This window comes from Pseudomonas sp. DSV-1 (genome assembly GCF_035830915.1).
Lineage (GTDB): Bacteria > Pseudomonadota > Gammaproteobacteria > Pseudomonadales > Pseudomonadaceae > Aquipseudomonas.
Genome location: NZ_JAYMYG010000001.1, coordinates 4,552,873 through 4,575,554 on the forward strand (window position 1 = coordinate 4,552,873; position 22,682 = coordinate 4,575,554).

Consider the following 22,682-nt stretch of genomic DNA (forward strand, 5'->3'; position numbering starts at 1 on the left):
CTGAAAGGCGTCCTGATAAAACAGGCCGCCTTTTTTGCTGACTCCTTTGCTTTTGATGGAAATCGAGATGACCGATCAGACTACCCGCCTGCCGATCCGCCGCGCTCTAATCAGCGTTTCCGACAAAACCGGAATCCTTGATTTCGCCCGTGAACTGGAAGCCCTCGGCGTCGAGATCCTGTCCACTGGCGGTACGTTCAAGCTGCTGCAAGACAACGGCGTAGCCGCCGTTGAAGTGGCGGACTACACCGGCTTTGCAGAAATGATGGACGGTCGGGTGAAAACCCTGCACCCGAAAATCCACGGTGGCATTCTGGGCCGTCGCGGCATCGATGACGACATCATGAGCGAGCACGGCATCAAGCCGATCGACCTGGTAGCCGTTAACCTCTACCCGTTCGAAGCCACCATCTCCAAGCCAGGCTGCGACCTGCCGACCGCCATCGAGAACATCGACATCGGCGGCCCGACCATGGTCCGTTCGGCTGCAAAAAACCACAAAGACGTGGCCATCGTGGTGAATGCCAGCGATTACGCCAACGTTCTGGAAAACCTCAAGGCCGGTGGCCTGACCTACGCACAGCGTTTCGACCTGATGCTCAAGGCGTTTGAACACACCGCGGCCTACGACGGCATGATCGCCAACTACCTGGGCACCGTGAACCAGGCCGCTGAAGTACTGAGCACCGAAGACCGCGGCCTGTTCCCGCGCACCTTCAACAGCCAGTTCATCAAGGCCCAGGAAATGCGCTACGGCGAGAACCCGCACCAGAAAGCGGCGTTCTACGTTGAAGCCAAGCCGACCGAAGTCAGCATCGCGACGGCAACCCAGCTGCAAGGCAAGGAACTGTCGTTCAACAACGTGGCCGACACCGACGCCGCGCTGGAATGCGTAAAAAGCTTCGTCAAACCGGCTTGCGTGATCGTCAAGCACGCCAACCCGTGCGGCGTAGCCGTGAGCCCGGACGCTGAAGGCGGCATCCGCCAGGCGTACGAACTGGCTTACGCCACGGATACCGAATCGGCGTTCGGCGGCATCATCGCCTTCAACCGTGAACTGGACGCTGAAACGGCCAAGGCCATTGTTGAGCGTCAGTTCGTTGAAGTGATCATCGCCCCGTCCGTGAGCGAGGAAGCCCGCGCCATCGTCGCGGCCAAAGCCAACGTGCGCCTGCTGGCCTGCGGCCAGTGGAGCGAAGATCGCGCCCCGGCCTGGGACTTCAAGCGCGTCAACGGCGGCCTGCTGGTTCAAAGCCGTGACATCGAGATGATCGGCAGCGAAGACCTGAAAGTCGTGACCAAGCGCGCACCGACCGAGCAAGAGATCAACGACCTGATCTTCGCCTGGAAAGTAGCCAAGTACGTGAAGTCCAACGCCATCGTCTACGCCAAGGGCCGTCAGACCATCGGTGTCGGCGCGGGCCAGATGAGCCGCGTAAACTCGGCCCGTATTGCCGCGATCAAGGCCGAGCACGCCGGTCTGCAAGTACAGGGTGCCGTCATGGCATCGGACGCCTTCTTCCCGTTCCGTGACGGCATCGACAACGCGGCCAAGGCCGGTATCACTGCGGTGATCCAGCCGGGCGGCTCGATGCGTGACAGCGAAGTGATTGCAGCTGCAGACGAAGCCGGTATTGCCATGGTGTTCACCGGCATGCGCCACTTCCGTCACTAATCACTTTTGAGCGCACCGCAACCCTGTAGTCGCTGCCGAAGGCTGCGATGGGATTTGCAGGGAGCCTGAGATAACGGGTTGCTTCGCAACCCTTCGCAGCCTTCGGCAGCGACTACAGGCTCAGGTTGCGGTGCTCACCAGAATTCAGCGTCATCCGAGGTTTTTGAAATGAATGTTTTGATCATTGGCAGCGGTGGCCGCGAACACGCACTGGCCTGGAAAGTAGCTCAGGACCCACGTGTCGCTAAAGTATTCGTTGCCCCGGGCAACGCCGGCACCGCCATTGAAGCCAAATGCGAGAACGTCGCCATCGACGTGCTGGCCCTTGAGCAGCTGGCAGATTTCGCCGAGAAGAATGTCTCCCTGACCATCGTGGGTCCGGAAGTACCTCTGGTAGCCGGTGTGGTAGATCTGTTCCGCGCCCGTGGCCTGGACTGCTTCGGCCCTACCGCCGGCGCTGCTCAGCTGGAAGGCTCCAAGGCGTTCACCAAGGACTTCCTGGCACGCCACAAGATCCCGACCGCCGACTACCAGAATTTCACTGAAATCGAACCGGCTCTGGCTTATCTGCAGAAAGTCGGCGCGCCGATCGTGATCAAGGCCGACGGCCTGGCCGCAGGTAAAGGCGTAATCGTCGCCATGACCCTGACCGAAGCCGAAGACGCCGTACGCGACATGCTCGCAGGCAACGCCTTTGGCGAAGCCGGTTCACGGGTCGTGATCGAAGAGTTCCTCGACGGCGAAGAAGCCAGCTTCATCGTGATGGTCGACGGCAAGAACGTTCTGCCAATGGCCACCAGCCAGGACCACAAACGTGTTGGCGATGGCGACACCGGCCCGAACACCGGCGGCATGGGCGCTTACTCCCCTGCCCCGGTCGTGACCGCCGACGTTCACCAGCGCGTGATGGATCTGGTGATCTGGCCTACCGTGCGCGGCATGGCTGACGAAGGCAACGTCTACACCGGTTTCCTGTACGCAGGCCTGATGATCGACAAAGCCGGCAACCCGAAAGTCATCGAGTTCAACTGCCGCTTCGGCGACCCTGAAACCCAACCGGTGATGCTGCGTCTGCAATCGAGCCTGGTGCTGCTGGTTGAGGCCGCACTGGCCCAGGCGCTGGACAAGGTTGAAGCGCAATGGGATCCGCGCCCAAGCCTGGGCATCGTCCTCGCTGCCGGTGGCTACCCTGGCGATTACGCCAAGGGCACGGTCATCCACGGTCTGGATGCCGCAGCCAAGCTGGAAGGCAAGGTTTTCCATGCAGGTACGGCACTTAATCAAGCCGGTGAAGTCGTAACCTCGGGTGGCCGAGTACTGTGCGCAACCGCAATGGGTGACACCGTTGAAGCGGCACAACACAAGGCCTACGAACTGGCCAAGGCCATCGAGTGGGAAGGTTGCTTCTACCGTAACGATATTGGCTACCGAGCCATTGCACGCGAACGCGGTGACGACCAGGAATAAGCAATCCACATAGATAGGCGGGGGCTGCCTGCCCTTGCCTAACTATTCCAGGCCCGCGCATAGTTATCATCTGGCTTCACTTTACGAAGGGATTTCGCCGTGCGCTGGCTCAGGATCGCCATAGCTTTTACCATCACGTTGCTGGGCTCTGTGCTCGGCATGATGCCTGTGCAGGCTGCATCAGGTACCAGCTGGTCTGTATTGCCAGACCCTCAGGCTACCCTGCAACTGAGTGATGTGCGCTCACCCCGGCTATCCAGCCAGTTCAGCCCTGTCGAACTCGACCGAATAGCCGCTGCAGAACCCGGCGAAGCCCTGTGGCTGCGGGTACACCTGCAACCCGACAAGCATGAACAGATCCTGCGGATATTCGCCCCCGATCTGGCAAACCTCGACATGTATGTCTTCGATGATCAAAAACTGATCAGCCAGACCAACACCGGCACGGCATTGCCCATCAACAGCAAGCCCGTGCCCAGCAGCGACTACCTGCTGCCCCTGCCCCAAAGCTCACAACCTCTGGATGTCTACCTGCGCATGGTCTCGGACCATCAGTTGCGCCCCCACATTACCCTCGACACTGCCGTCATGCTGGCTGCCAACCAGACCAAGCCCCTGCTCTATGGCTTGCTGCTGGGCTGCATGTCGATGCTGTTGCTGCACAACCTTATTCGCTTCGCCTTCAGCCGTTCGCCCAGCAGCCTGTGGCTGGCCATCTGTGAAATCCTGCTGATGGCCAGTTCGGCGCTGTTCCTGAACCTGCTGGACCCCTGGCTCCCTGACTGGCACGCCATCCAGACCCCCGGCGCGTACCTGACGCTGCTGCTGACAGCCCCTTGCGGGCTGATGTTTACCTACAGCTTTTTCTCGACCCGTGGTGCGCACCGGCTGCACAAGCTGCTGCTGCTGGATATCCTGATCATCGGCCTCGGCGGCCTGTTGCTCCTGTTTATCGATAATCTGCCGCTGAACGTGATGACCTACGCCCTGGTCGGACTGGCAAGCGTCAGCATCCTGGCCGTCTCGGTCTACCACTGGCAAAAGGGCTATCGGCCCGCGCGCATGTTTGTCATGGCGATGGTGATTTTCAACATCGGCACCCTGGTGATTCTCCCCGCGTTGCTGGGCTTGACCCTCATCGCGCCGCAGGAGCTGGTCCTGGCCCTGATGGTGATCATCTGCATCAGCGGGTTGCTGATGAGCATCGCCCTGAGCGAGCGCAACCGCAGCATTACCCAGGCCCAATTCAGTATTAGCCGCGAGCTGGCCGCCAGTAATGCCGAAGTGAATGCCAAGGCCGAGTTTCTGGCCAAGATCAGCCATGAAATCCGCACCCCCATGAACGGGGTGCTGGGCATGACCGAGCTACTGTTGGGCACGCCGCTGTCGGTCAAGCAACGGGACTACGTCCAGACCATCCACAGTGCGGGTAACGAACTGCTGACACTGATTAACGAAATTCTCGATATTTCCAAGCTCGAATCGGGGCAAATCGAGCTTGATGACGTGCAATTCGATCTCAATGCCCTGATCGAAGACTGCCTGAGTATTTTTCGCACCAAGGCCGAACAGCAGAACGTCGAACTCATCAGTTTTATCCAGCCACAAGTGCCACGGGTCATCAGCGGTGACCCTACGCGTTTGCGCCAAACACTGCTGAGCCTGCTCGAAAGTTCCCTGAAAAAGACTGACGAGGGCGAGATCCTCATCGTTGTCGCACTGGAGGAACGCAGTGGCCCGCCGCGACTGCGCATTGCCATTCAGGACTCTGGCCAACCGATGGATGAACAGGAGCGTGATGCCCTGTTGCATGCCGAATTGCACAGCAAGAACTTCCTCGCCGCGACCCGCTTGGGGGGCCATCTGGGTCTGGTGATCGCTCGCCAGCTGATCATGTTGATGGGCGGTGAATTCGGCATAAAGCCCGGACAAACCACCGGCAGCAACCTGTGGCTGACACTGCCCCTGGACCCGCAACACCTTGAGCACCCGACTTCCGACCTGGACAGCCCGCTCAAGGGCGCACGGGTGCTGGTGGTCGACGACAATGACACCTGCCGCAAAGTGCTGGTACAGCAATGTTGCGCCTGGGGTTTGAATGTCAGTGCTGCGGCATCGGGCAAGGAAGCCCTGGCCTTGCTGCGCACCAAGGCCCACTTGCGTGATTACTTCGACATCGTGCTGCTGGACCAGAACATGCCCGGCATGACCGGCATGCAACTGGCCGCCAAAATCAAGGAAGACCCGAGCCTGAACCACGACATCCTGCTGGTCATGCTCACGGGGATCAGCAACGCACCGAGCAAGATCATTGCACGCAACTGCGGGATCAAACGCATCCTCGCCAAACCGGTGGCCGGCTACACCCTCAAAACCACCCTGGCCGATGAGCTGACCCAACGCAACAAGGGCCATGCCACCGCGCACACCACCGCCAACGGCCCCGCCGCCGTGCCGGTTTCAGTGCCCAATGACTTTCGCATCCTGGTGGCCGAAGACAACAACATCTCCACCAAGGTCATTCGCGGCATGCTGGGCAAGCTCAACCTGAACCCGGACACCGCCTGCAACGGTGAAGAAGCACTCAAAGCCATGAAAGCCCGGCAATACGATCTGGTGCTGATGGACTGTGAAATGCCCGTGCTGGACGGTTTCTCAGCCACGGAGCAATTGCGCGCCTGGGAAGTCAGCCATCAGCGCATACGCACCCCGGTGGTCGCATTGACCGCGCACATCCTCACCGAACACAAGGAGCGCGCCCGTCAGGCCGGCATGGACGGCCACATGTCCAAACCCGTAGAACTGTCGCAACTGCGAGAACTGGTGGAGTTTTGGGTTGAACAACGTGAGTTGCGTCAATCCACGGCACAACTGTCCTAACAGACAGCCGATCCCCTGATAGACTTTCGGGCGCCCCCCCTTCGATATGAGCCAAGACCATGCTTCATATGCTGTTCAGTGTGTATTTGAAGATGCTGGTGCTCTACAGCCCGTTTTTCGTGCTGTCGTGCTTTATCAGCCTGACCCGGGGTTACTCGAACAAAGAACGCCGTCGCCTGGCCTGGAAGGTGGCGCTGGCAACGCTGATCTCCAGCGTACTGCTGTACCTGTTTGGGCGCGCGATCTTCAATGTGTTTGGCATTACCGTCGACGCCTTCCGCATCGGTGCCGGCAGCGTGCTGTTTATTTCGGCACTGGGCATGGCCCAGGGTAAATCGGCCGTCCAGACCGACAACGTGCAGCAAGACGTGACCATAGTTCCGCTGACCATTCCGCTGACCGTCGGCCCAGGCACCATTGGTGCGTTGCTGGTCATGGGGGTCAGTCAGCCCCATTGGGACGACAAGCTGATGGCGATCACCAGTATTGCGCTGGCGAGCCTGACGGTTGGCGTGGTGCTTTACCTCTCCAACCGAATCGAACGGATACTGGGCGAACAGGGGCTGCAGATCGTCAGTCGCCTGATGGGCCTGTTTGTCTGCGCCCTGGCGGCCCAGATCATCTTCACCGGGATCCGGGGCTACATGGTTCCCTGACAATGACGCGCCTGTCGCCAATCAGGCGCGTGCTGCCTTAGTGCGTTGCCAGCGTGTCCAGCGACGTGTCGACATACCCCTTGGCCAGCTCCACCAGGTGCATGACCGACAACACCAAATCGCGCGCAGGCCCGCTCAAGCCATTCCCCACCTCATTCGCGCAGGCACCCGCACAGCGCAACAAGTCTGACGCCTGGGCCAAAGCCGCTTCTGAATTGACACTGTTCGGGATGGCCAGCATGGCCGTGCCTATAGGGCGATAAGGCTTATGGTTTTGCAGGTAGTAATTGAGCGCACGTTCGACGGCGGCACGGTCCAGCAACGGGTCGTGACTGTCAGCAGCATCGAGGGGTAAAGCAGGGGGATCGGGGGTGATTTTTTTCATGGCTTAACTCCAAACACGTTAAGGGAGCTGCCACTTTTCGCTACTAAACAAATGGGTGGCAGCCGTGCACAGGTTAGTAGACCGGCGTGTTTGGGAACCGGCGTGCCCGAGGGCACCCTGCGCACGGCCACCATAAAACGCAGGCCGTAAAAAAGCGCCTCGAAAAGGTGGCGCCTTGCGCCAAACACTAAAGCCGGGCTACTAAACCCGATCGCTGATTTTGCAGCGATTGGCCGAGACTATTCCCCGAAATGGACAGGCGCAAGCGAGCGGAATCTTCTCGGATGTTTCACGAGAATGAAAGCGAAACGTCGTACGAAATGACTGATTTCCAAGGCCTGAACAACACGTGTAGTCGCTGCCGAAGGCTGCGATAAGGGCCGCAGGACCTTCAAGCAGGGTCGCTGCGCCCCCCCTCGCAGCCTCGCTCCGCTCCTCAGCGACTACAGGCTTTTGTCAGGGTTTCTCGCCATACCAGCGCGGCGTGTACACCCACTGCGTGCCATCGACCCGCGGGAATGTGCAGGTGGTCGACGACCCCACCAGCACCATCGTGCGCATATCCACCTGATCCGGCGTCAACTCACCCAGCGTAGTCACCCGCAGGGTCTGCCCCGGACGACCGATATCGCGCCCCAGTACCACCGGTGTTTGCGCCGTGCGATGGCGCCTGACGATATCCAGCGCCACGCCCAGCTGCCACGGGCGCGAACGGGAAATCGGGTTGTAGAACGCCAGCGCCAGATCCGCCTCAGCGGCCAGGTCCAGTCGCTTTTCAATGATGCTCCACGGTTTGAGGTTGTCCGACAGCGACATCACGCAGAAGTCATGCCCCAACGGCGCTCCCGCCTGCGCCGCCGTGGCCAGCGAGGCCGACACCCCCGGCAACATCTCCAGGTCAACGCTGTGCCACTGCGGGTCCGTGGACTCGTGCAAGGCCTCAAGCACGGCCGCCGCCATGGCAAACACCCCCGGATCCCCCGAAGACACCACCACCACCGAACGACCCTGGGCCGCCAGCTCAAACGCATGGCGGGCGCGCTGCATCTCTTCGCGGTTATCGGTGCAATGCATCACCTGATCGTCGCGAAACGGGCCGGCCATGCGCACATACGTCTCATAGCCCAACACATCATTGGCCCGCGCCAGCTCGGCCTTGACCGCAGGCACCATCAACTCGGCGGCGCCAGGACCCAGGCCGATCACGGCCAGACGGCCACGGGCCCGACCCAGCTGCAACGGGTCCAATGGCGCGGGGGCAACGCCCAGGGACATGTCATTGCCCACCTCGCGCCAGACAGCAGGCACTACCGGCTCACCCGCGCTGACAAAGCGCAGGGGCACCGCCAGTTCAAGGGCTGTTTCACGCAATTGCGCGCTGGCCATCAAGGTATCGTCGGCGACGATGCACGCCAGTGATTGCCACGCCAGCTTCGCGTTATGCAAGGCCTCGCGAATGGCCTGTGGCGACACTTCAGCAGCCACTTTCACCAGCACATTACGGGGATAGATCAGCAGTTCGTCGGCGGCCGGTTCACGTTCGGCACTGCCAATATGAATGGCCAGCCGTGCCTGCTGACTTTCAGGCAGTTGCGCGCTGGCCAGCCATGGCGCATCCCCTTCGATCCGTACCGACTCGCCCGCCAGCAGGTCCGAGACAAAGCGCTTGCCCAGCTCAAGATCACCCAGCGCATAACCCGCTGGCGGATTGAGCAGGCAGGTGCCAAAACGCAGTTCACCACTGGTGGTAATTGCCGGGGCAATACCCAGGCCTGCAGCGATGGTGCGGGCCATATCATTCACGCCACCCAGCCCACCCAGCAGCGGCACCACCGCGCTGGCGTCTTCGGCCACGGCCAGCACCGGCGGTTCGGCGCCCTTCTCCAGCAACAACGGCGCCAGCGTGCGGATCACGATCCCCGCCGCGCACAGCGCAATAATCGGTGTGCCCTGTTGATACAGCTCACGCAGGGTGGCGCCAAAATCGCTGTAACCGCGATCAACGTCCTCAACCCGCCCTGCAAGACCGTAAATCAGCGCCTCGGGATAGCACTGTTGAATACGCTGCGCGGTACTCAGGCTGCCATTACCCAGAATGACAATGGCTGGCGCTGGACGACTCATCCCTGCCACCGTTCGCCGGGCACGATGATCAGCGAGAAGTACGGCGAAGACATCGGTTCCACTTCGTTGAGCGGGACGATTTTCTGATTGCTCATGGTGGCGCGCTCGACATACAGCGCACGCTCGGCCAGCCCCAGTTCACCCAGCACTTCACGCACCTTATGAAAGTTGCGGCCCAGTTTCATGATCACCGCCGCATCGGCAACCGCCAGGCGCGACTTGAGTTCGTCATGGGGCAGCACGCCCGAGAGCACCGACAGGCTCTGATTGCGATACACCAGCGGCACGCCCAGCACCGAGGCGCCACCCAGCATCGAGCACACGCCCGGCACTACCTGCGCTTCAAAACGCTGGGCCAGACGGTCGTGCAGGTACATGTAGGAACCATAGAAGAACGGGTCGCCTTCGCAGATCACCGCCACATCGCGACCGGCGTCCAGATGCACGGCCACTTCGACGGCAGCCTGATCGTAAAAATCGCTGATCACCTGCTCGTACGACAATGGCTCGGGCAACACTTCAGTGGTCACCGGATACACCAGCGGCATCTGGGTTTGCGCGTCTTGCAGATGAGCTTCGATGATGCCGAAGGCATTGCCCTTTTTGCCCTTGGCGACGAAGTACGCCACCACCGGCGACTCACGCAGCAGGCGCAAGGCTTTAACGGTAATCAGCTCCGGGTCCCCGGGGCCAACGCCCAGACCGATCAAACGTCCTGGCTGCGTCATTATTCGATCTCCGTTGCCAGTGCATTGACCGCGGCGGCGGCCATCGCGCTGCCGCCACGGCGGCCCTGCATGATCACAAACGGCACGCCGCGACTGTCTGCCGCCAGCATGGCCTTGGACTCAGCCGCGCCAACAAACCCCACCGGGAAGCCCAGGATCAGCGCTGGTTTGGGCGCGCCTGCGTCGATCATTTCCAGCAGGTAAAACAGCGCGGTGGGCGCGTTGCCGATCACCACCACACTGCCTTCCAGATACGGGCGCCACAGCTCAAGGGCCACGGCCGAGCGGGTGTTGCCCTTTTCCAGCGCCAGTTCGGGCACGCCTTCTTCACGCAGGGTACAAATCACCGGGTTGTTGGCCGGCAAGCGGGTACGGGTGACGCCTTCGGAGACCATGCGCGCATCGCACAAAATTGCAGCGCCAGCGGCCAGGGCATCGCGCCCGGCCTTGCCTGCACCCGGAGAAAAACGCAGGTCTTCAATGGCGTCGACCATGCCGCAGGCATGAATCACCCGCACCGCGAGTTTTTCCAGATCCGCCGGTATGCTGTCCAGGTTGGCCTCGGCACGAATAATGGCGAACGAGTTGCGATAGATCTCTTGACCATCGCGGATGTAATCAATCATCGGTGTTGCTCCGTTGGCGGGCCTCAAGCCAGGCGCCTGCCGCTTCAATAGTAAGGTTGCGCTCACGCAGAACACCGAATCCCGGCTGCTCTGGGGCACGTAAATAAAGGTCGTAATGACCGGGCGCCACGGCCAGCAATGTGACCGGCGCGACATGGGCTGCCGCGCAAGAACGCAGGCAGCCGGTCAAATGGATCGTCTTGGGCGCAGTCAACAACGCGGCCAACTGGCGAGCATCCTGCTTGGTGTCGGCCAGGCCTTTGGCGCAGGCGCTGGAGCCGGTGCAGGCGATCAGGTGCGCCAGCGGCAGGGCCGCATCACAGCTCAACCCCAGCCCGTGTAACTGGCGCGTGACGGTTGGCGCATCTGCAGCCCGCAGGTTGGGCAGCAGCACACTTTGCCACGGGGTAAACCGCAGCGTGCCATCACCATACTCCCGGGCCAGATGCGCCAACCCCTCAAGCATGGTCGCACTCAGCCGACCCAGCGGCGGAGCGGCGCCGATATAGACCCGGTCCGTGTCGCGTTGTGGGTACGTCCCGATGTGCAAGGACGCCGCGCCGGGCTCCCGTCGCCAGCTCGAAAGCGCGATGAGCGGTACCGGCAGGCGCTGTGCCAACTGCGCCATAAACGTCTCGACCGGCAGCTCTTTGAGCAGGTGGCGCATGCGAATGTGCTCGGGGCGGGCCAGGTCGAGGAACAGCGTAAGTACCGCCAGCACCACTGCATGCCCGTGCTCGACGGGCACGCCAGCCAGGGCAGGATCGTGTGCCGGGCAGCCTGCCAGACCAAAGGCCAGTAGCGTCTGGCCATTTAGGTCAACGGTAGACAACCAAAGGTCGTGATGATGTTCAAGCATCGCCAGCGCTTCACCGCCGTCCAGTTGCACGGCGAACTTGGCGGACAACTCGGCAAAACGCGCCGTGTTTTGCAGGCTGTCGAGGACTTGATGGGCCAGAGGCCAGGTATCGATCAACAGATCCCGGTCAATACCTGCCGTGGGGCTGAGCATCAGGTTGCGCACATCATCACTGGCAGCCGTGGCGGGCCCCAGCCCTGCGTCCAGCAAGGGACCGATCAACGCGGCATGCTGCGGACCAACCCCTCGAATTTGCAGGTTGCCCCGGTTAGTCGCCTCGATCACACCACTGGCATAGCGCTGGCTAACATCGGCCACCGCGAGCGCCTGTGCGGCCGTAATAGAGCCGCCGTCCAGCTTGACCCGACAGATACCGCCATCCATCGCCTGGACAATGCGCAGTAGCCCCGGGCACGCCGAAGGGCGCACAGGCGTCGTGACAGAAGGTTCAGGTGGCAAAATCAAAGGGTTATCCAGAGCAGGCAATTCGCTATTGCAGGTGGCGCATTATGCCTGCTTTGGACAGCCTCATGAAAAGCCTGCCGGACGGAATGAATGCACAAGGCATCTGCAGCCCGAGGCTGCGCTATCATGCGGCCTGATTCCACGGGCCATGCAGACCCGCTGGCGGATGGAACATTTGGCGTTGAACAAGAGGATTGGCATGTCGCCCTGGCTAACAATTGTGGGAATCGGTGAAGACGGCTTTAGCGGGCTGGGCAAAAATGCGCGTCGCACCTTGCTCGGCGCAGCCACGGTGTTCGGCGCCCAGCGTCAGCTCAACCTGCTGCCCGCCTGTATTCGCGCCGAACGCCAAGCGTGGCCAAGTCCCTTTTCCCTGGCGCCAGTGCTGGCATTGCGCGGCCAGCCGGTCTGCGTTCTGGCCAGCGGCGACCCGATGCTGTTTGGGGTCGGCGCCAGCCTGGCGCGAGTGATTGCCAGCGATGAGATGCAAGTGCTGTCGTCACCGTCATCCTTCTCTCTGGCGGCCGCTCGCCTGGGTTGGCCACTGCAGGACGTGGTCACGCTGTCTGTGGTGGCCCGCCCGGTGGCGGCCCTTAACGCGCACCTGCACAGCGGCGTACGCCTGCTGGTCTTGAGCAATGACGGTAAAAGCCCGGCCGCCATCGCCGCCCTGCTGCGCGAACGTGGCTTTGGCCCCAGCCGCCTGCATGTGCTGGAACACGTGGGCGGCCCGGCGGAACGACGGGTAGAAGCCAGTGCCAATGATTGGAGCGACCCGCCCATCGCCGCCCTTAACTTGATTGCCATCGACTGCCTGGCCGACGACAGCGCCCAGCCGCTGTCACGCACCGGCGGGCTCCCGGACAGCGCCTTTGCCCATGATGGCCAGTTGACCAAGCGCGATGTGCGCGCCATCACCCTTGCCCGCCTAGCCCCCTTGCCCGGCCAATTGCTCTGGGACGTGGGCGCGGGCAGCGGCTCGATTGGCATCGAGTGGATGCGCACCTGGCCCAGCTGCCGCACCCTGGCGATTGAAGCGGATACCGGACGCCAGCAATTGATTGAACACAACCGCGATGCCCTGGGCGTACCCGGCTTGCAACTGATTCGTGGCAAGGCCCCGCAAGCCCTTGAAGGGCTGGAGCGCCCGGACGCGATCTTTATTGGCGGCGGCGTGACCCGCGAAGGCGTACTCGACACCTGCTGGCAGCAGCTCAAGCCCGGCGGGCGACTGGTGGCCAATGCCGTCACCCTGCAAAGTGAAATGCTCTTGATGAGCTGGCGTGAGCGTCACGGCGGTGAGCTGACACGGGTCCACATCGCCCAGGCACAACCCTTGGGCGAGTTCGACACCTGGCGCCAGGCGTTGCCCATTACTCTTCTAGACGTGACCAAACCCCTCGATGCGTGACGAAACCGGCGAACAACCCGCTCCGCTGCGCAGTGGCCTGACCACCGGCAGCTGCGCCACCGCCACCAGCCTGGCCGCTGCCCGCTTGCTGCTGGGCGGCGCCAGCCACGACGCGGTGGAAATCACCTTGCCCAAGGGTAAAAAGGTGCAGATGCGCCTGGAGTTCTGCCGCTTGAGCGAAGACGGCGCCGAAGCGGGCACCATCAAGGATGCGGGCGACGACCCGGACGTCACCCACGGCGCACTGCTGTACTCGCGGGTGCGTCTGCGCCCGGAACCGGGTATCGGTTTTGTCGCCGGACGCGGCGTCGGCACCGTGACCCGTCCGGGGCTGGTGCTGAACGTGGGCGAGCCGGCGATCAATCCGGTGCCGCGCAAGATGATCACCGACCATTTGCAGCAACTGGCCAGCGAGCTGAATTACAACGGCGGCTTTGAAGTGACCGTCAACGTGCAGGACGGCGAAGCCCTGGCCCTGAAAACCATGAATCCGCGCCTGGGCATTCTCGGCGGGTTGTCGATCCTGGGCACCAGCGGCATTGTCCGCCCGTTTTCCTGCGCAGCCTATATCGCCTCGATCCATCAAGGCATCGACGTGGCCAAAACCAATGGCTACCTGCATATCGCCGCCTGCACCGGCAATGCCAGCGAAGACACCATGCGCCGGGTGTACAACCTGCCTGAAATCGCCCTGATCGAAATGGGTGACTTCGTCGGCGCGGTACTCAAGCACCTGCGCAAAGTCCCTGTGGATAAGTTGAGCATTTGCGGCGGCTTCGGAAAAATCAGCAAGCTGGCTGCCGGGCATATGGACCTGCACAGCCGTCACTCCAGCATCGACCTGCCACAACTGGCCCGGTGGGCCGCCGACATGGGTGCAGACCAGGCGCTGCAAGAGGCGATTCGTCAGGCCAACACCAGCCAGCAAGCCTTGGCGATGGCCAGCGCGGCAGGTATCGCGCTGGGCGATGCGGTGTGCCAGCACGCACTGGATTTTGCCCGCAGCGTGGTGCCTGCCCAGGTGCAGGTTGAAGTATTTGCCATCGACCGTCAGGGCGGGATCGTTGGCCACGCAGGAGCCTTTGCATGAAGCGGATACTGTTGCTCGGTGGCGTCACCGAAGCGCTGGCCATCGCCCGCACCCTGGGCCCGCAACATGTCTACAGCCTGGCCGGTGTAGGCCGGGTGCCGACGGACCTGACCTGCGAGGTACGGGTGGGCGGTTATGGCGGCGCTGAAGGTCTGGCCCGATACATTCGCTACGAGGGCATCGATCTGCTGCTGGACGCCACTCACCCCTACGCCGCGCAAATCAGCCAGAACGCGGCCCTCGCCGCGGCCGCCAGCACTATCCCGTGCTGGGCCCTGCGCCGCCCCGCGTGGGTTGCGCAACCGGATGATGACTGGCGCGAAGTGGCGCACTGGAGCGAACTGGTCCAAGCCCTCAAGCCTTTCAAGCGCCCGCTGTTCACCTTGGGCCGCGAGCCGCTGGAGCATGTGCATGAGATCCCCGAACAGCAGTTCTGGACCTTGCGCGCCCTCGACGTCTATCCGGGCAATGAGCGTTGCGAAGTGATCGGCGCACGGGGCCCGTTCCTGATCGACGAAGAGCGCGCCTTGTTCGAGCAGCGCCGGATCGATGTGTTGATCAGCAAGAACAGCGGCAGCAGCGCCACCGAGCCCAAGCTGGAAGTGGCCCGTGAACGCGGGGTGCCCGTGTTGATCCTCAAGCGGCCGGTGTTGGCACAGGTGGATCGGGAGTTTTTGACGACCAAGGACGTGCTGGAGGCGTTGGCGCAGGAACGTTGTTTGTTGTGAACAGCCCCCAACCTGTGGGAGCTGGCTTGCCTGCGATGCAAACGACGCGGTCTGCTTGGTAAAACCAGCAGATGCCATCGCGAGCAAGCCCGCTCCCACAGATTGGCCCGATGAGGAGTACAAAACCCGCATCCGCTATACTTGCGCGACACTTCGCCACATCTGCTCTTTTTACTTACGCCGATCATTCAGGCTAAATAGCCGCCTGATCGCTTCACTCATGGAATTGCTCATGTCCCGACAACGGTTTGCATTTGCCTGGATCGCCTGCTTTGCAGTGCTGTTCAACATGCTCGCCATGTCGACGGCCGGCGCGATGGGTGACGCCAAAAACGCTGCAACCGAGCAATTCATGTGGAGCAGCTTTTGCACCTCCACCGGCACCAAGATGGTCGCCGTTTCCCTGGGCAAGCTTGACGCCGGCGACAGCCAGAAAGACGAACACTCCACCATGCAGCATTGCTGGTGCTGTTCAGGCGCAGCCCCGCTGGTGGCGTTGCCCGCGCATGTTCCCTCGCTGTATTTTGCAGCCATCGAGCACGGCCACAGCCTGGTCCCCGATCACCTCAAACGCCCCACCCCGCGCCAGCAATGGCCGAGCCTCAACCCCCGCGCCTCACCCCTGGTCTGATCTTCATCCTCGCAACCCCTTTGCGTTTTGAATCGTTCCGGAGAATTGCCATGTTGAACCTTTCCCTGTTCAAGCACGTCGTGATCGCGGCGGCTGTGTTGCTGCCTGCCTGTTTTGCCAACGCCCATGAATACAAAAGCGGCGACCTTGAAATCGCCCACCCCTGGTCGCAAGAGCTGCCGCCCAACGCCCCGACCGTGGCTGCCTATTTCGTCATTCACAACACCGGCAGCAGCGCCGACCGCCTGGTCAGCGTCGACACGCCCATTGCCGATAAAGCCGAACTGCATCAGCACGTGATGGAGGGCGACTTGATGAGAATGCTGCCCGTGGCCAGCGTCGACGTGCCGCCCGGTGGCACCGTCACGTTTGCGCCCATGGCGTACCACGTGATGATGTTCGGCCTCAAGGACCGCAGCCTGCTGCAGGACGGCAAGCACTTCCCGCTGACCCTGCATTTTGAAAAGGCAGGCGCCGTACCGGTTGAGGTCAATGTGCAGAAACAGGCCCCGGCCGACAGCATGGAACACATGCACGCCCACTAACGGCCAAGGTTTCTGCCCCCCGTGCGCGAACCTCGCGCCAGGCACACCATGTCGCCCATTCGCGGCAGCTGGCTGAGCCTGTTTGCCATGTTGATGATCTTTATCGGCCCGCTGATTTCCCAGTCGATGCCGATGGATCATCACGACTCCATGCCAATGCCCATGTCGATGGATATGGGCATGGACATGTCTGCGCACGCCGAACATAAACAACCCTCCACCGACCACCATGCCATCTGGGCAAAGTGCGGCTACTGCACGTTGCTGTTCAGTTGCCCGGCACTGCCCGGCACGCCCGACCTGGCCCTTCACAGCGCGCCAACACTCAACAGCTATCTGGCTGCCAACCCCCGCCTGGGCCATGCCCGGCAACCGGTCTTCCCCGGCGCCCGCTCCCGCGCACCGCCTGTATTCCTTTAAGCACCGACACAACTCTTCATCCGGCCAACCTGCAGGCGCTGCTTAGACAGCCGCAGGTGCGTGGCCGTGTTGTATTCGCTTGAATATTGGAATGCTTATGTCCCGTTTTACTGCTGCCTCCCGTTTACCTTTTGCCCTTGGCACCCTGAGCTGCGCAATTCTGGCGTCCACCGCCGTGGCCGACGAACAGGCCGGGCACACCCATGAATTGAGCCCGCTGGTGATCACCGCCGTCGCGCCCAGTTCGCCCCTGACCGTCGTCACCAACCCCAAAGATCCGCGCCAGCCGGTGCCCGCCAGTGATGGCGGTGATTACCTGAAAACCATCCCCGGCTTCGCCCTGATCCGCAACGGCGGTACCAATGGCGACCCGGTGTTGCGCGGCATGTTCGGTTCGCGCCTGAACATCCTCACCAACGGCGGCATGATGCTCGGTGCCTGCCCCGGCCGCATGGACGCGCCAACGTCCTATATCTCCCCCGAAACCTACGACAAGCTCACCGTGATCAAAGGCCCGCAAACAGTGCTTTGGGGGCCTGGCGCATCCGCGGGCACCATCCTGTTCGAACGTGAGCCCGAGCACTTCGGCGAACTCGGCACGCGAGTCAACGCCAGCCTGCTGGCCGGCTCCAACGGCCGCTTCGACAAAACCATCGATGCCGCCGCCGGTGGTCCGCTGGGTTATGTACGGGTGATCGGCAACACCGCTCATGCCGACGACTACAAAGACGGCAATGGCGACACCGTGCCCTCGCGCTACGACAAGTGGAACGGCGATATCGCCCTCGGCTGGACCCCGGACGCCGACACCCTGCTGGAACTGACCGCTGGCAAGGGCGATGGCGAAGCCCGCTCTGCAGGCCGCGGCATGGATGGCAGCCAGTACAAGCGAGAAAGCCTGGGGCTGCGCTTTGAGAAGTCCAATATCGGCGACGTTCTCGACAAGATCGAAGCTCAGGTCTACTACAACTACGCCGACCATGTGATGGACAACTACACCCTGCGCACCCCGTCGGGCACCGGCATGATGGCGGGGCCGATGGCGTCCAACGTCGACCGCCGAACCCTTGGCGCACGGGTCAAAGCCACCTGGCACTGGGCTGACTACCAGTTGATCAGCGGCATCGATGCGCAAACCAACGAACACCGCAAACGTTCTGGCATGGGCATCGACACCTACAAGGATAAGAACTGGAGCAAAGACGCCGACTTCCACAACTATGGTGCATTTGGCGAACTGACCTGGTACGCCGCCGAGCGTGACCGGGTAATCGGCGGCGCCCGCCTGGATCGAGCTTCTGCCAAGGATTACCGGGCGCGCCTGGGCTCGGGAATGATGAGCAAACCCAACCCGACCCTGGACAAAACCCGAGCCGACACCCTGCCCAGCGGCTTTGTACGCTATGAGCACGACCTGGCCGATAGCCCGACCACGCTGTACGCAGGTCTGGGCCACACCCAACGCTTCCCGGATTACTGGGAACTGTTTTCCCCAAGCTCGGGCCCGGCCGGCTCGGTGAACGCGTTCGATGCCATCAAGCCCGAAAAAACCACCCAGCTGGACGTGGGCCTGCAATACAAAACCCAGAATCTGGAAGCTTGGGCATCGGCCTACGCGGGCATAGTCCAGGACTACATCTTGTTCGACTACGCCCAGGGCTACTCTCAGGCGCAGAACATCAACGCCCGGATCATGGGCGGTGAAGTGGGTGCGGCTTATCAGCTGACCTCCAACTGGAAAGCCGACGCCACCCTGGCCTACGCTTGGGGCAAGAACACCAGCGATGGCAAGGCATTGCCTCAAATGCCGCCGCTGGACACCCGTCTGGGCCTGACCTACAGCGAAGCTGACTGGAGTGCAGGCGCCTTGTGGCGGGTGGTCGCACCGCAGGGCCGTATCGACCGCAATGCGGGCAACGTAGTGGGCAAGGATTTCGACAAAAGTGCAGGTTTTGGCGTGTTCTCGCTCAATGGCGCCTACCGCATCAACAAAAACCTCAAGGTCAGCGCCGGCGTCGACAACCTGCTGGATAAAAACTACAGCGAGCACCTGAACATGGCGGGCAACGCCGGTTACGGCTACCCGGCCAATGACCCGAGGGCGATCAATGAACCGGGCCGCACCTTGTGGACCAAGGTGGATGTGAGTTTCTGACGCAAGTCGCCACCCTCTGTGGGAGCGGGCTTGCTCGCGATTGCATCATCGCGGTCAGCCAGACAGACCGCGCTGCCGGCATCGCGCGCAAGCCCGCTCCCACACTAAAAAATAAACAATGCAACCTTGCGGAGCCGCTCACATGAGCCAACCAACACCGTCTTTCTACAACCTGGCCTGGCGCTGGCATTTCTATGCCGGCCTGTTTGTCGCCCCCTTCATGATCCTGCTGGCGCTGACCGGGATTATCTACCTGTTCAAGCCCCAGCTTGACTCCCTGATGTACGACCATCTGCTCAACGTCACCCCGGCCCATCACAGCCTCAGCGCCGATGAACAGCTCAGCCGCGTGCAAGCCGCTTATCCACAAGGCCACATCAGCCAGTACCTGCCGCCGATCAATCCTGAACGCAGTGCTCAGTTCGTGCTCCACAACGACGGGCGTGAGCTCAACGTGTTCATCAACCCGTACAGCGGCGCCATACGGGGCGAGCAAGACGCCAAGCTCAACCTGCAAGCCGTGGCCCGGGCGCTGCATGGCGAGCTGATGATCGGCACCCTCGGCGACCGGCTGGTGGAGCTGGCTGCAGGCTGGGGCGTGGTGCTGGTGGTTTCCGGCCTGTACCTGTGGTGGCCAAGGGGGCAATCGGCCGCCGGGATACTGTGGCCACGCCTGAGCCGTCGCGGACGCGTGCTGTGGCGCGACTTTCACGCCGTGACCGGTTTCTGGGGCGCTGCCCTGCTGCTGTTCATGCTGATCAGCGGCATGACCTGGACCGGCTTCTGGGGCAAGCAATACGCCGACGTGTGGAACCAGTTCCCGGCAGCGATGTGGAACAACGTACCCACGTCGGATATTGAGGCCCGCAGCCTCAACACCGTCACTCGCCAAACCGTGCCCTGGGCGCTGGAAAATACGCCGATGCCGGTCTCCGGGGCCCATGCCGAACACATGGGCCACGGCGCCATGCCAAGCGGCCCGGCGGCACCGGGCATCACGTTGCAGGACGTGGTCGACACTGCCATCGAGCGCAAGGTCGAACCCGGCTACAGCATCACGCTGCCAACCACCGCCACCGGCGTCTTTACCGTGGCCGTCTTCGCCGACGACCCGCGCAACGATGCCACCCTGCATGTTGATCAATACACCGGCCAGGTGCTGGCGGATGTGCGCTGGCAGCACTACGGCCCTGTCGCCCGCGCCACTGAAATGGGGGTGATGCTGCACGAGGGCAAACTCTTCGGCTCGCTGAACCAGATCGCAATCCTGGTGGTGTGCCTGATGATCCTGCTCAGCTCGGTCAGCGGTCTGGTGATCTGGTGGAAGCGCAGGCCCCAAGGTCGCCTGGGCGTACCGCCGTTGCGTCATGATTTGCCGACCTGGAAAACCGGCGTGGTCATCATGCTCGCCCTGGCAATTGTGTTCCCGCTGGTAGCCGCTTCCCTGGTTGCGGTGTGGGTGCTTGATCGTTTGCTGCTGTTGATCCGCAATAAACGCCCACGTGAGCACCTCTCATAATGCGCATGAGGCATCCGAGAGGCGCATTCCAGAGCCATTGCTATAATGGAACGCCAGTATCACACCCGAAATAAGTGTTACTGTATAACAAAGTAATTTAAGCTCCATTACCCGCCGCCAGGAGGCAGCGGGGACACCTCTTGAAATAAGCGACTCACTGCCCCGATGAACACGTACCTTTTTTCCAGCCTCTGCCTGCTGGCGATGAACAGCGCCCAGGCCGATGACAGTGCCCCTTCCCTGATATTGCCAGCCGCGAGTATTACCGCCCCTGAAGTCGATCGTGAAAGCATCGACCTCAAGACCGCCACCAGCGCCGGTTCGCGCCTGAACCTCAACAGCCTCCAGACACCGGCCAGCGTCGAAAGCCTGACCGGTGCGCAAATCCGTGCCCGTGGTGACCGCAGTGTGCAGGACGCCGTGACCCGTACCACCGGCATCAGCAACACCGGCACACCGGGCAACGGCGGTTCGTCGTACTCGGCCCGGGGCTTTGTGGGCCAGGGTTCGGTGATGCAGTTGTATGACGGGATTCGCATGTACAGCGGCGCAGGCACCGTAACGTTCCCGGTGGACGACTGGTCGGTGGAACGCATCGACGTGCTCCGCGGCCCGGCCTCAGTGTTGTATGGCGAAGGTGCCACCGGCGCGGTGATCAACGTGATCCCGAAAAAACCCTTCAGCGGTGAAATCGAGAACCATGTCCGCCTGGGCTACGGCTCCTACGATGCCCGCCAACAGGCGCTGGACAGTGGAGGCTCGCTCACCGACACCCTGAGCTACCGGTTGAACATCAACCACACGCAGAGCAATGGCTGGATCGACCACGGCGACTCCGAAAACACCTTTATCAGTGCCGCCCTGCGCTGGCAGGCCAACGACGACCTGGCATTCACCCTGAGCCACGACTACGGCGACCAGGAGCCGCAGAACGACTTTGGTGTGCCGCTGATCAATGGCCGTTATCACAAGAGCCTGCGCGACAAGAACTACAACGTGCGCGATGCCAAGCTGCATTACAACGACCAGTGGACGCGCCTGAACACCGAATGGCAGATCAGCGACGACCTCAGCGCCAGCAACGAGCTTTATTACCTCAAGGCCCAGCGCCGCTGGCAGAACGCCGAGCGCCATGCCTGGAATGAAGACCGCCAGACCTTGCTGCGCAGCGGTTACTTCAGCATCAAACATGAGCAGGAACAGGTCGGCGACCGCCAGACCTTTACCCTCAACCACGACCTGTTCGGCCTCAAAAGCAGAACCCTGGTGGGGGCGGACTACAACCGTATCCACTTCAACCTGCACAGCAACTCGCCGTACACCGATGTGAACAACGGCCAGCCGATCGACCTGTACCACCCGGATCGTGGCCAGTTCGAAAGCCGCTCGCCGTACCTCGACCAGTTCAAGACCACCACGCAACAGGTCTCGCTGTTTGCCGAAAACCGCACCGAGCTGACGGATCAGTTGTCGTTGGTGACGGGAGTGAGGCGCGACATCGTGCACCTGGACAACAATGATCTGGTCAAAGACACACGCAGCGACCGCAGCCTGTCGGCCAACAGCTGGAAAGTCGGACTGGTGTATGAGTTGACGCCGGACATGTCGATCTATGCACAGCAGGCCACCAGCGTTGATGGGGTGGCCGGGCTGATCAGCCTGTACCCGGACGAGCAGGTCTTCGACCTGGCCCGCGCCCGCCAGACCGAAATCGGCTTCAAGCAGATGTTCTGGGACCAGCGTGGCGAATGGACAGTGGCAGCGTATCACATCGTCAAGAAAGACCTGATCACGTCCGACCCGAACAATCCGGGCAAATCACAGCAAGTCGGCGAGCAGTCCTCCAGCGGCCTGGAAGCCAACCTTGATCTGCAACTGCCCCACCGCTGGCAGTTGCAGGCCAATGCCTCGGTGGTGCGCGCGCAGTACGACACATTCGATGACGAAGGGGTATCGCGCAAGGGCAATCGCCCCACCGACGTACCCCGTCGCACTGCCAACCTGTGGTTGAGCAAGGCCTTTACCGATGACGTGAACGCAGGGGCTGGCGTGCGTTATGTCGACTCGCGTTATGCCGACATGGCCAATACCGTCGAGCTGCCGAGCTACACCGTGGTAGACGCCACCGTCAGCTGGAAAGCGTTGCCTGGAACCACCCTGGGGCTGCGCCTGAACAATTTGTTCAACCGCCAGTACGCCGTAACCCAATACAATAACGGCCAGCAATGGATCATGGGCGAGCCGCGCTCGCTCTTCGTGACCGCAGACTACGCCTTCTGACCGAATCTGTAGTCGCTGACGAGGTACGAGGCTGCGAT

At 61.7% G+C, this 22,682-nt stretch carries 18 protein-coding genes; 13 read left to right on the plus strand and 5 right to left on the minus strand.

Annotated features, from left to right (window positions below; genetic code table 11):
* The first annotated feature begins 67 nt into the window (after positions 1-67).
* From purH to VSQ83_RS21245, 4 genes are all read left to right on the plus strand, one after another.
* Positions 68-1,675, plus strand: coding sequence for a bifunctional phosphoribosylaminoimidazolecarboxamide formyltransferase/IMP cyclohydrolase (gene purH / locus VSQ83_RS21230; protein WP_219262804.1), 1,608 nt, complete (start codon positions 68-70; stop codon positions 1,673-1,675).
* Positions 1,676-1,843: 168 nt separating this feature from the next.
* Positions 1,844-3,142, plus strand: coding sequence for a phosphoribosylamine--glycine ligase (purD, locus tag VSQ83_RS21235; RefSeq protein ID WP_133078767.1), 1,299 nt, complete (start codon positions 1,844-1,846; stop codon positions 3,140-3,142).
* A gap of 99 nt (positions 3,143-3,241) precedes the next feature.
* The gene (locus tag VSQ83_RS21240) at positions 3,242-6,022 is read left to right on the plus strand and encodes a hybrid sensor histidine kinase/response regulator (RefSeq protein WP_133078766.1); all 2,781 of its coding nucleotides are present in this window, start codon (positions 3,242-3,244) and stop codon (positions 6,020-6,022) included.
* Between the two features lie 59 nt (positions 6,023-6,081).
* Complete coding sequence (locus VSQ83_RS21245; protein ID WP_133078765.1) at positions 6,082-6,678, plus strand: MarC family protein; 597 nt, start codon at positions 6,082-6,084, stop codon at positions 6,676-6,678.
* 37 nt (positions 6,679-6,715) lie between these two features.
* Here VSQ83_RS21245 and VSQ83_RS21250 read toward each other — a convergent pair whose 3' ends face one another.
* From VSQ83_RS21250 to cobG, 5 genes are all read right to left on the minus strand, one after another.
* On the minus strand, positions 6,716-7,063 hold the full coding sequence (locus VSQ83_RS21250) for a DUF6124 family protein (protein ID WP_326427469.1): 348 nt from the start codon (positions 7,061-7,063) through the stop codon (positions 6,716-6,718).
* Positions 7,064-7,519: 456 nt separating this feature from the next.
* Positions 7,520-9,187, minus strand: coding sequence for a precorrin-3B C(17)-methyltransferase (cobJ, locus tag VSQ83_RS21255; protein ID WP_326427470.1), 1,668 nt, complete (start codon positions 9,185-9,187; stop codon positions 7,520-7,522).
* Complete coding sequence (locus VSQ83_RS21260; RefSeq protein ID WP_133078762.1) at positions 9,184-9,915, minus strand: precorrin-2 C(20)-methyltransferase; 732 nt, start codon at positions 9,913-9,915, stop codon at positions 9,184-9,186. The genes cobJ and VSQ83_RS21260 overlap by 4 nt, the downstream gene beginning before the upstream one ends.
* Positions 9,915-10,541 (minus strand): precorrin-8X methylmutase, encoded by a 627-nt coding sequence (locus VSQ83_RS21265; protein WP_046810051.1) that lies wholly within the window; start codon positions 10,539-10,541, stop codon positions 9,915-9,917. Before VSQ83_RS21265 ends, VSQ83_RS21260 begins: the two co-directional genes overlap by 1 nt.
* Entirely contained in the window at positions 10,534-11,865 is a 1,332-nt protein-coding gene (gene cobG, locus VSQ83_RS21270) for a precorrin-3B synthase (RefSeq protein ID WP_442800243.1), read from the minus strand. Before cobG ends, VSQ83_RS21265 begins: the two co-directional genes overlap by 8 nt.
* Before the next feature lie 199 nt (positions 11,866-12,064).
* Between cobG and cbiE the strand changes: the two genes are divergently transcribed.
* The 9 genes from cbiE to VSQ83_RS21315 all read left to right on the plus strand — a co-directional run bounded on the left by cbiE (position 12,065) and on the right by VSQ83_RS21315 (position 22,644).
* Positions 12,065-13,276 carry a precorrin-6y C5,15-methyltransferase (decarboxylating) subunit CbiE gene (gene cbiE / locus VSQ83_RS21275; protein WP_133078760.1) on the plus strand — a complete coding sequence of 404 codons (1,212 nt, stop codon included), beginning with the start codon at positions 12,065-12,067 and terminating at the stop codon, positions 13,274-13,276.
* A complete protein-coding gene (locus VSQ83_RS21280; RefSeq protein ID WP_219262798.1) occupies positions 13,269-14,366 on the plus strand; it encodes a cobalt-precorrin-5B (C(1))-methyltransferase in 1,098 nt (365 codons plus the stop codon). Before cbiE ends, VSQ83_RS21280 begins: the two co-directional genes overlap by 8 nt.
* On the plus strand, positions 14,363-15,094 hold the full coding sequence (locus tag VSQ83_RS21285; RefSeq protein WP_326427472.1) for a cobalt-precorrin-6A reductase: 732 nt from the start codon (positions 14,363-14,365) through the stop codon (positions 15,092-15,094). Before VSQ83_RS21280 ends, VSQ83_RS21285 begins: the two co-directional genes overlap by 4 nt.
* Before the next feature lie 232 nt (positions 15,095-15,326).
* Entirely contained in the window at positions 15,327-15,725 is a 399-nt protein-coding gene (locus VSQ83_RS21290) for a DUF2946 domain-containing protein (RefSeq protein WP_326427473.1), read from the plus strand.
* A 50-nt stretch (positions 15,726-15,775) separates the two neighbouring features.
* Positions 15,776-16,270 (plus strand): copper chaperone PCu(A)C, encoded by a 495-nt coding sequence (locus VSQ83_RS21295; RefSeq protein ID WP_326427475.1) that lies wholly within the window; start codon positions 15,776-15,778, stop codon positions 16,268-16,270.
* Between the two features lie 48 nt (positions 16,271-16,318).
* Positions 16,319-16,690: a DUF2946 domain-containing protein gene (locus VSQ83_RS21300; RefSeq protein WP_133078799.1), complete on the plus strand. Its 372-nt coding sequence runs from the start codon at positions 16,319-16,321 to the stop codon at positions 16,688-16,690.
* Positions 16,691-16,787: 97 nt separating this feature from the next.
* On the plus strand, positions 16,788-18,845 hold the full coding sequence (locus VSQ83_RS21305) for a TonB-dependent copper receptor (protein WP_326427476.1): 2,058 nt from the start codon (positions 16,788-16,790) through the stop codon (positions 18,843-18,845).
* A gap of 142 nt (positions 18,846-18,987) precedes the next feature.
* Positions 18,988-20,364 carry a PepSY-associated TM helix domain-containing protein gene (locus VSQ83_RS21310; RefSeq protein ID WP_219262793.1) on the plus strand — a complete coding sequence of 459 codons (1,377 nt, stop codon included), beginning with the start codon at positions 18,988-18,990 and terminating at the stop codon, positions 20,362-20,364.
* 165 nt (positions 20,365-20,529) lie between these two features.
* On the plus strand, positions 20,530-22,644 hold the full coding sequence (locus VSQ83_RS21315; RefSeq protein WP_219262792.1) for a TonB-dependent receptor: 2,115 nt from the start codon (positions 20,530-20,532) through the stop codon (positions 22,642-22,644).
* The last annotated feature ends 38 nt before the right edge of the window (positions 22,645-22,682 follow it).

Bases quoted from the DNA above. Each gene is read 5' to 3' on its own strand.
- VSQ83_RS21290 (WP_326427473.1), top strand. From the start codon at position 15,327: ATGTCCCGACAACGGTTTGCATTTGCCTGGATCGCCTGCTTTGCAGTG.
- cbiE (WP_133078760.1), top strand. From the start codon at position 12,065: ATGTCGCCCTGGCTAACAATTGTGGGAATCGGTGAAGACGGCTTTAGC.
- VSQ83_RS21285 (WP_326427472.1), top strand. From the start codon at position 14,363: ATGAAGCGGATACTGTTGCTCGGTGGCGTCACCGAAGCGCTGGCCATC.
- VSQ83_RS21310 (WP_219262793.1), top strand. From the start codon at position 18,988: ATGAGCCAACCAACACCGTCTTTCTACAACCTGGCCTGGCGCTGGCAT.
- VSQ83_RS21295 (WP_326427475.1), top strand. From the start codon at position 15,776: ATGTTGAACCTTTCCCTGTTCAAGCACGTCGTGATCGCGGCGGCTGTG.
- VSQ83_RS21280 (WP_219262798.1), top strand. From the start codon at position 13,269: ATGCGTGACGAAACCGGCGAACAACCCGCTCCGCTGCGCAGTGGCCTG.
- VSQ83_RS21250 (WP_326427469.1), bottom strand. From the start codon at position 7,063: ATGAAAAAAATCACCCCCGATCCCCCTGCTTTACCCCTCGATGCTGCT.
- VSQ83_RS21315 (WP_219262792.1), top strand. From the start codon at position 20,530: ATGAACACGTACCTTTTTTCCAGCCTCTGCCTGCTGGCGATGAACAGC.
- VSQ83_RS21305 (WP_326427476.1), top strand. From the start codon at position 16,788: ATGTCCCGTTTTACTGCTGCCTCCCGTTTACCTTTTGCCCTTGGCACC.
- cobJ (WP_326427470.1), bottom strand. From the start codon at position 9,187: ATGAGTCGTCCAGCGCCAGCCATTGTCATTCTGGGTAATGGCAGCCTG.
- VSQ83_RS21265 (WP_046810051.1), bottom strand. From the start codon at position 10,541: ATGATTGATTACATCCGCGATGGTCAAGAGATCTATCGCAACTCGTTC.
- VSQ83_RS21245 (WP_133078765.1), top strand. From the start codon at position 6,082: ATGCTTCATATGCTGTTCAGTGTGTATTTGAAGATGCTGGTGCTCTAC.
- purD (WP_133078767.1), top strand. From the start codon at position 1,844: ATGAATGTTTTGATCATTGGCAGCGGTGGCCGCGAACACGCACTGGCC.
- VSQ83_RS21300 (WP_133078799.1), top strand. From the start codon at position 16,319: ATGTCGCCCATTCGCGGCAGCTGGCTGAGCCTGTTTGCCATGTTGATG.
- VSQ83_RS21260 (WP_133078762.1), bottom strand. From the start codon at position 9,915: ATGACGCAGCCAGGACGTTTGATCGGTCTGGGCGTTGGCCCCGGGGAC.
- purH (WP_219262804.1), top strand. From the start codon at position 68: ATGACCGATCAGACTACCCGCCTGCCGATCCGCCGCGCTCTAATCAGC.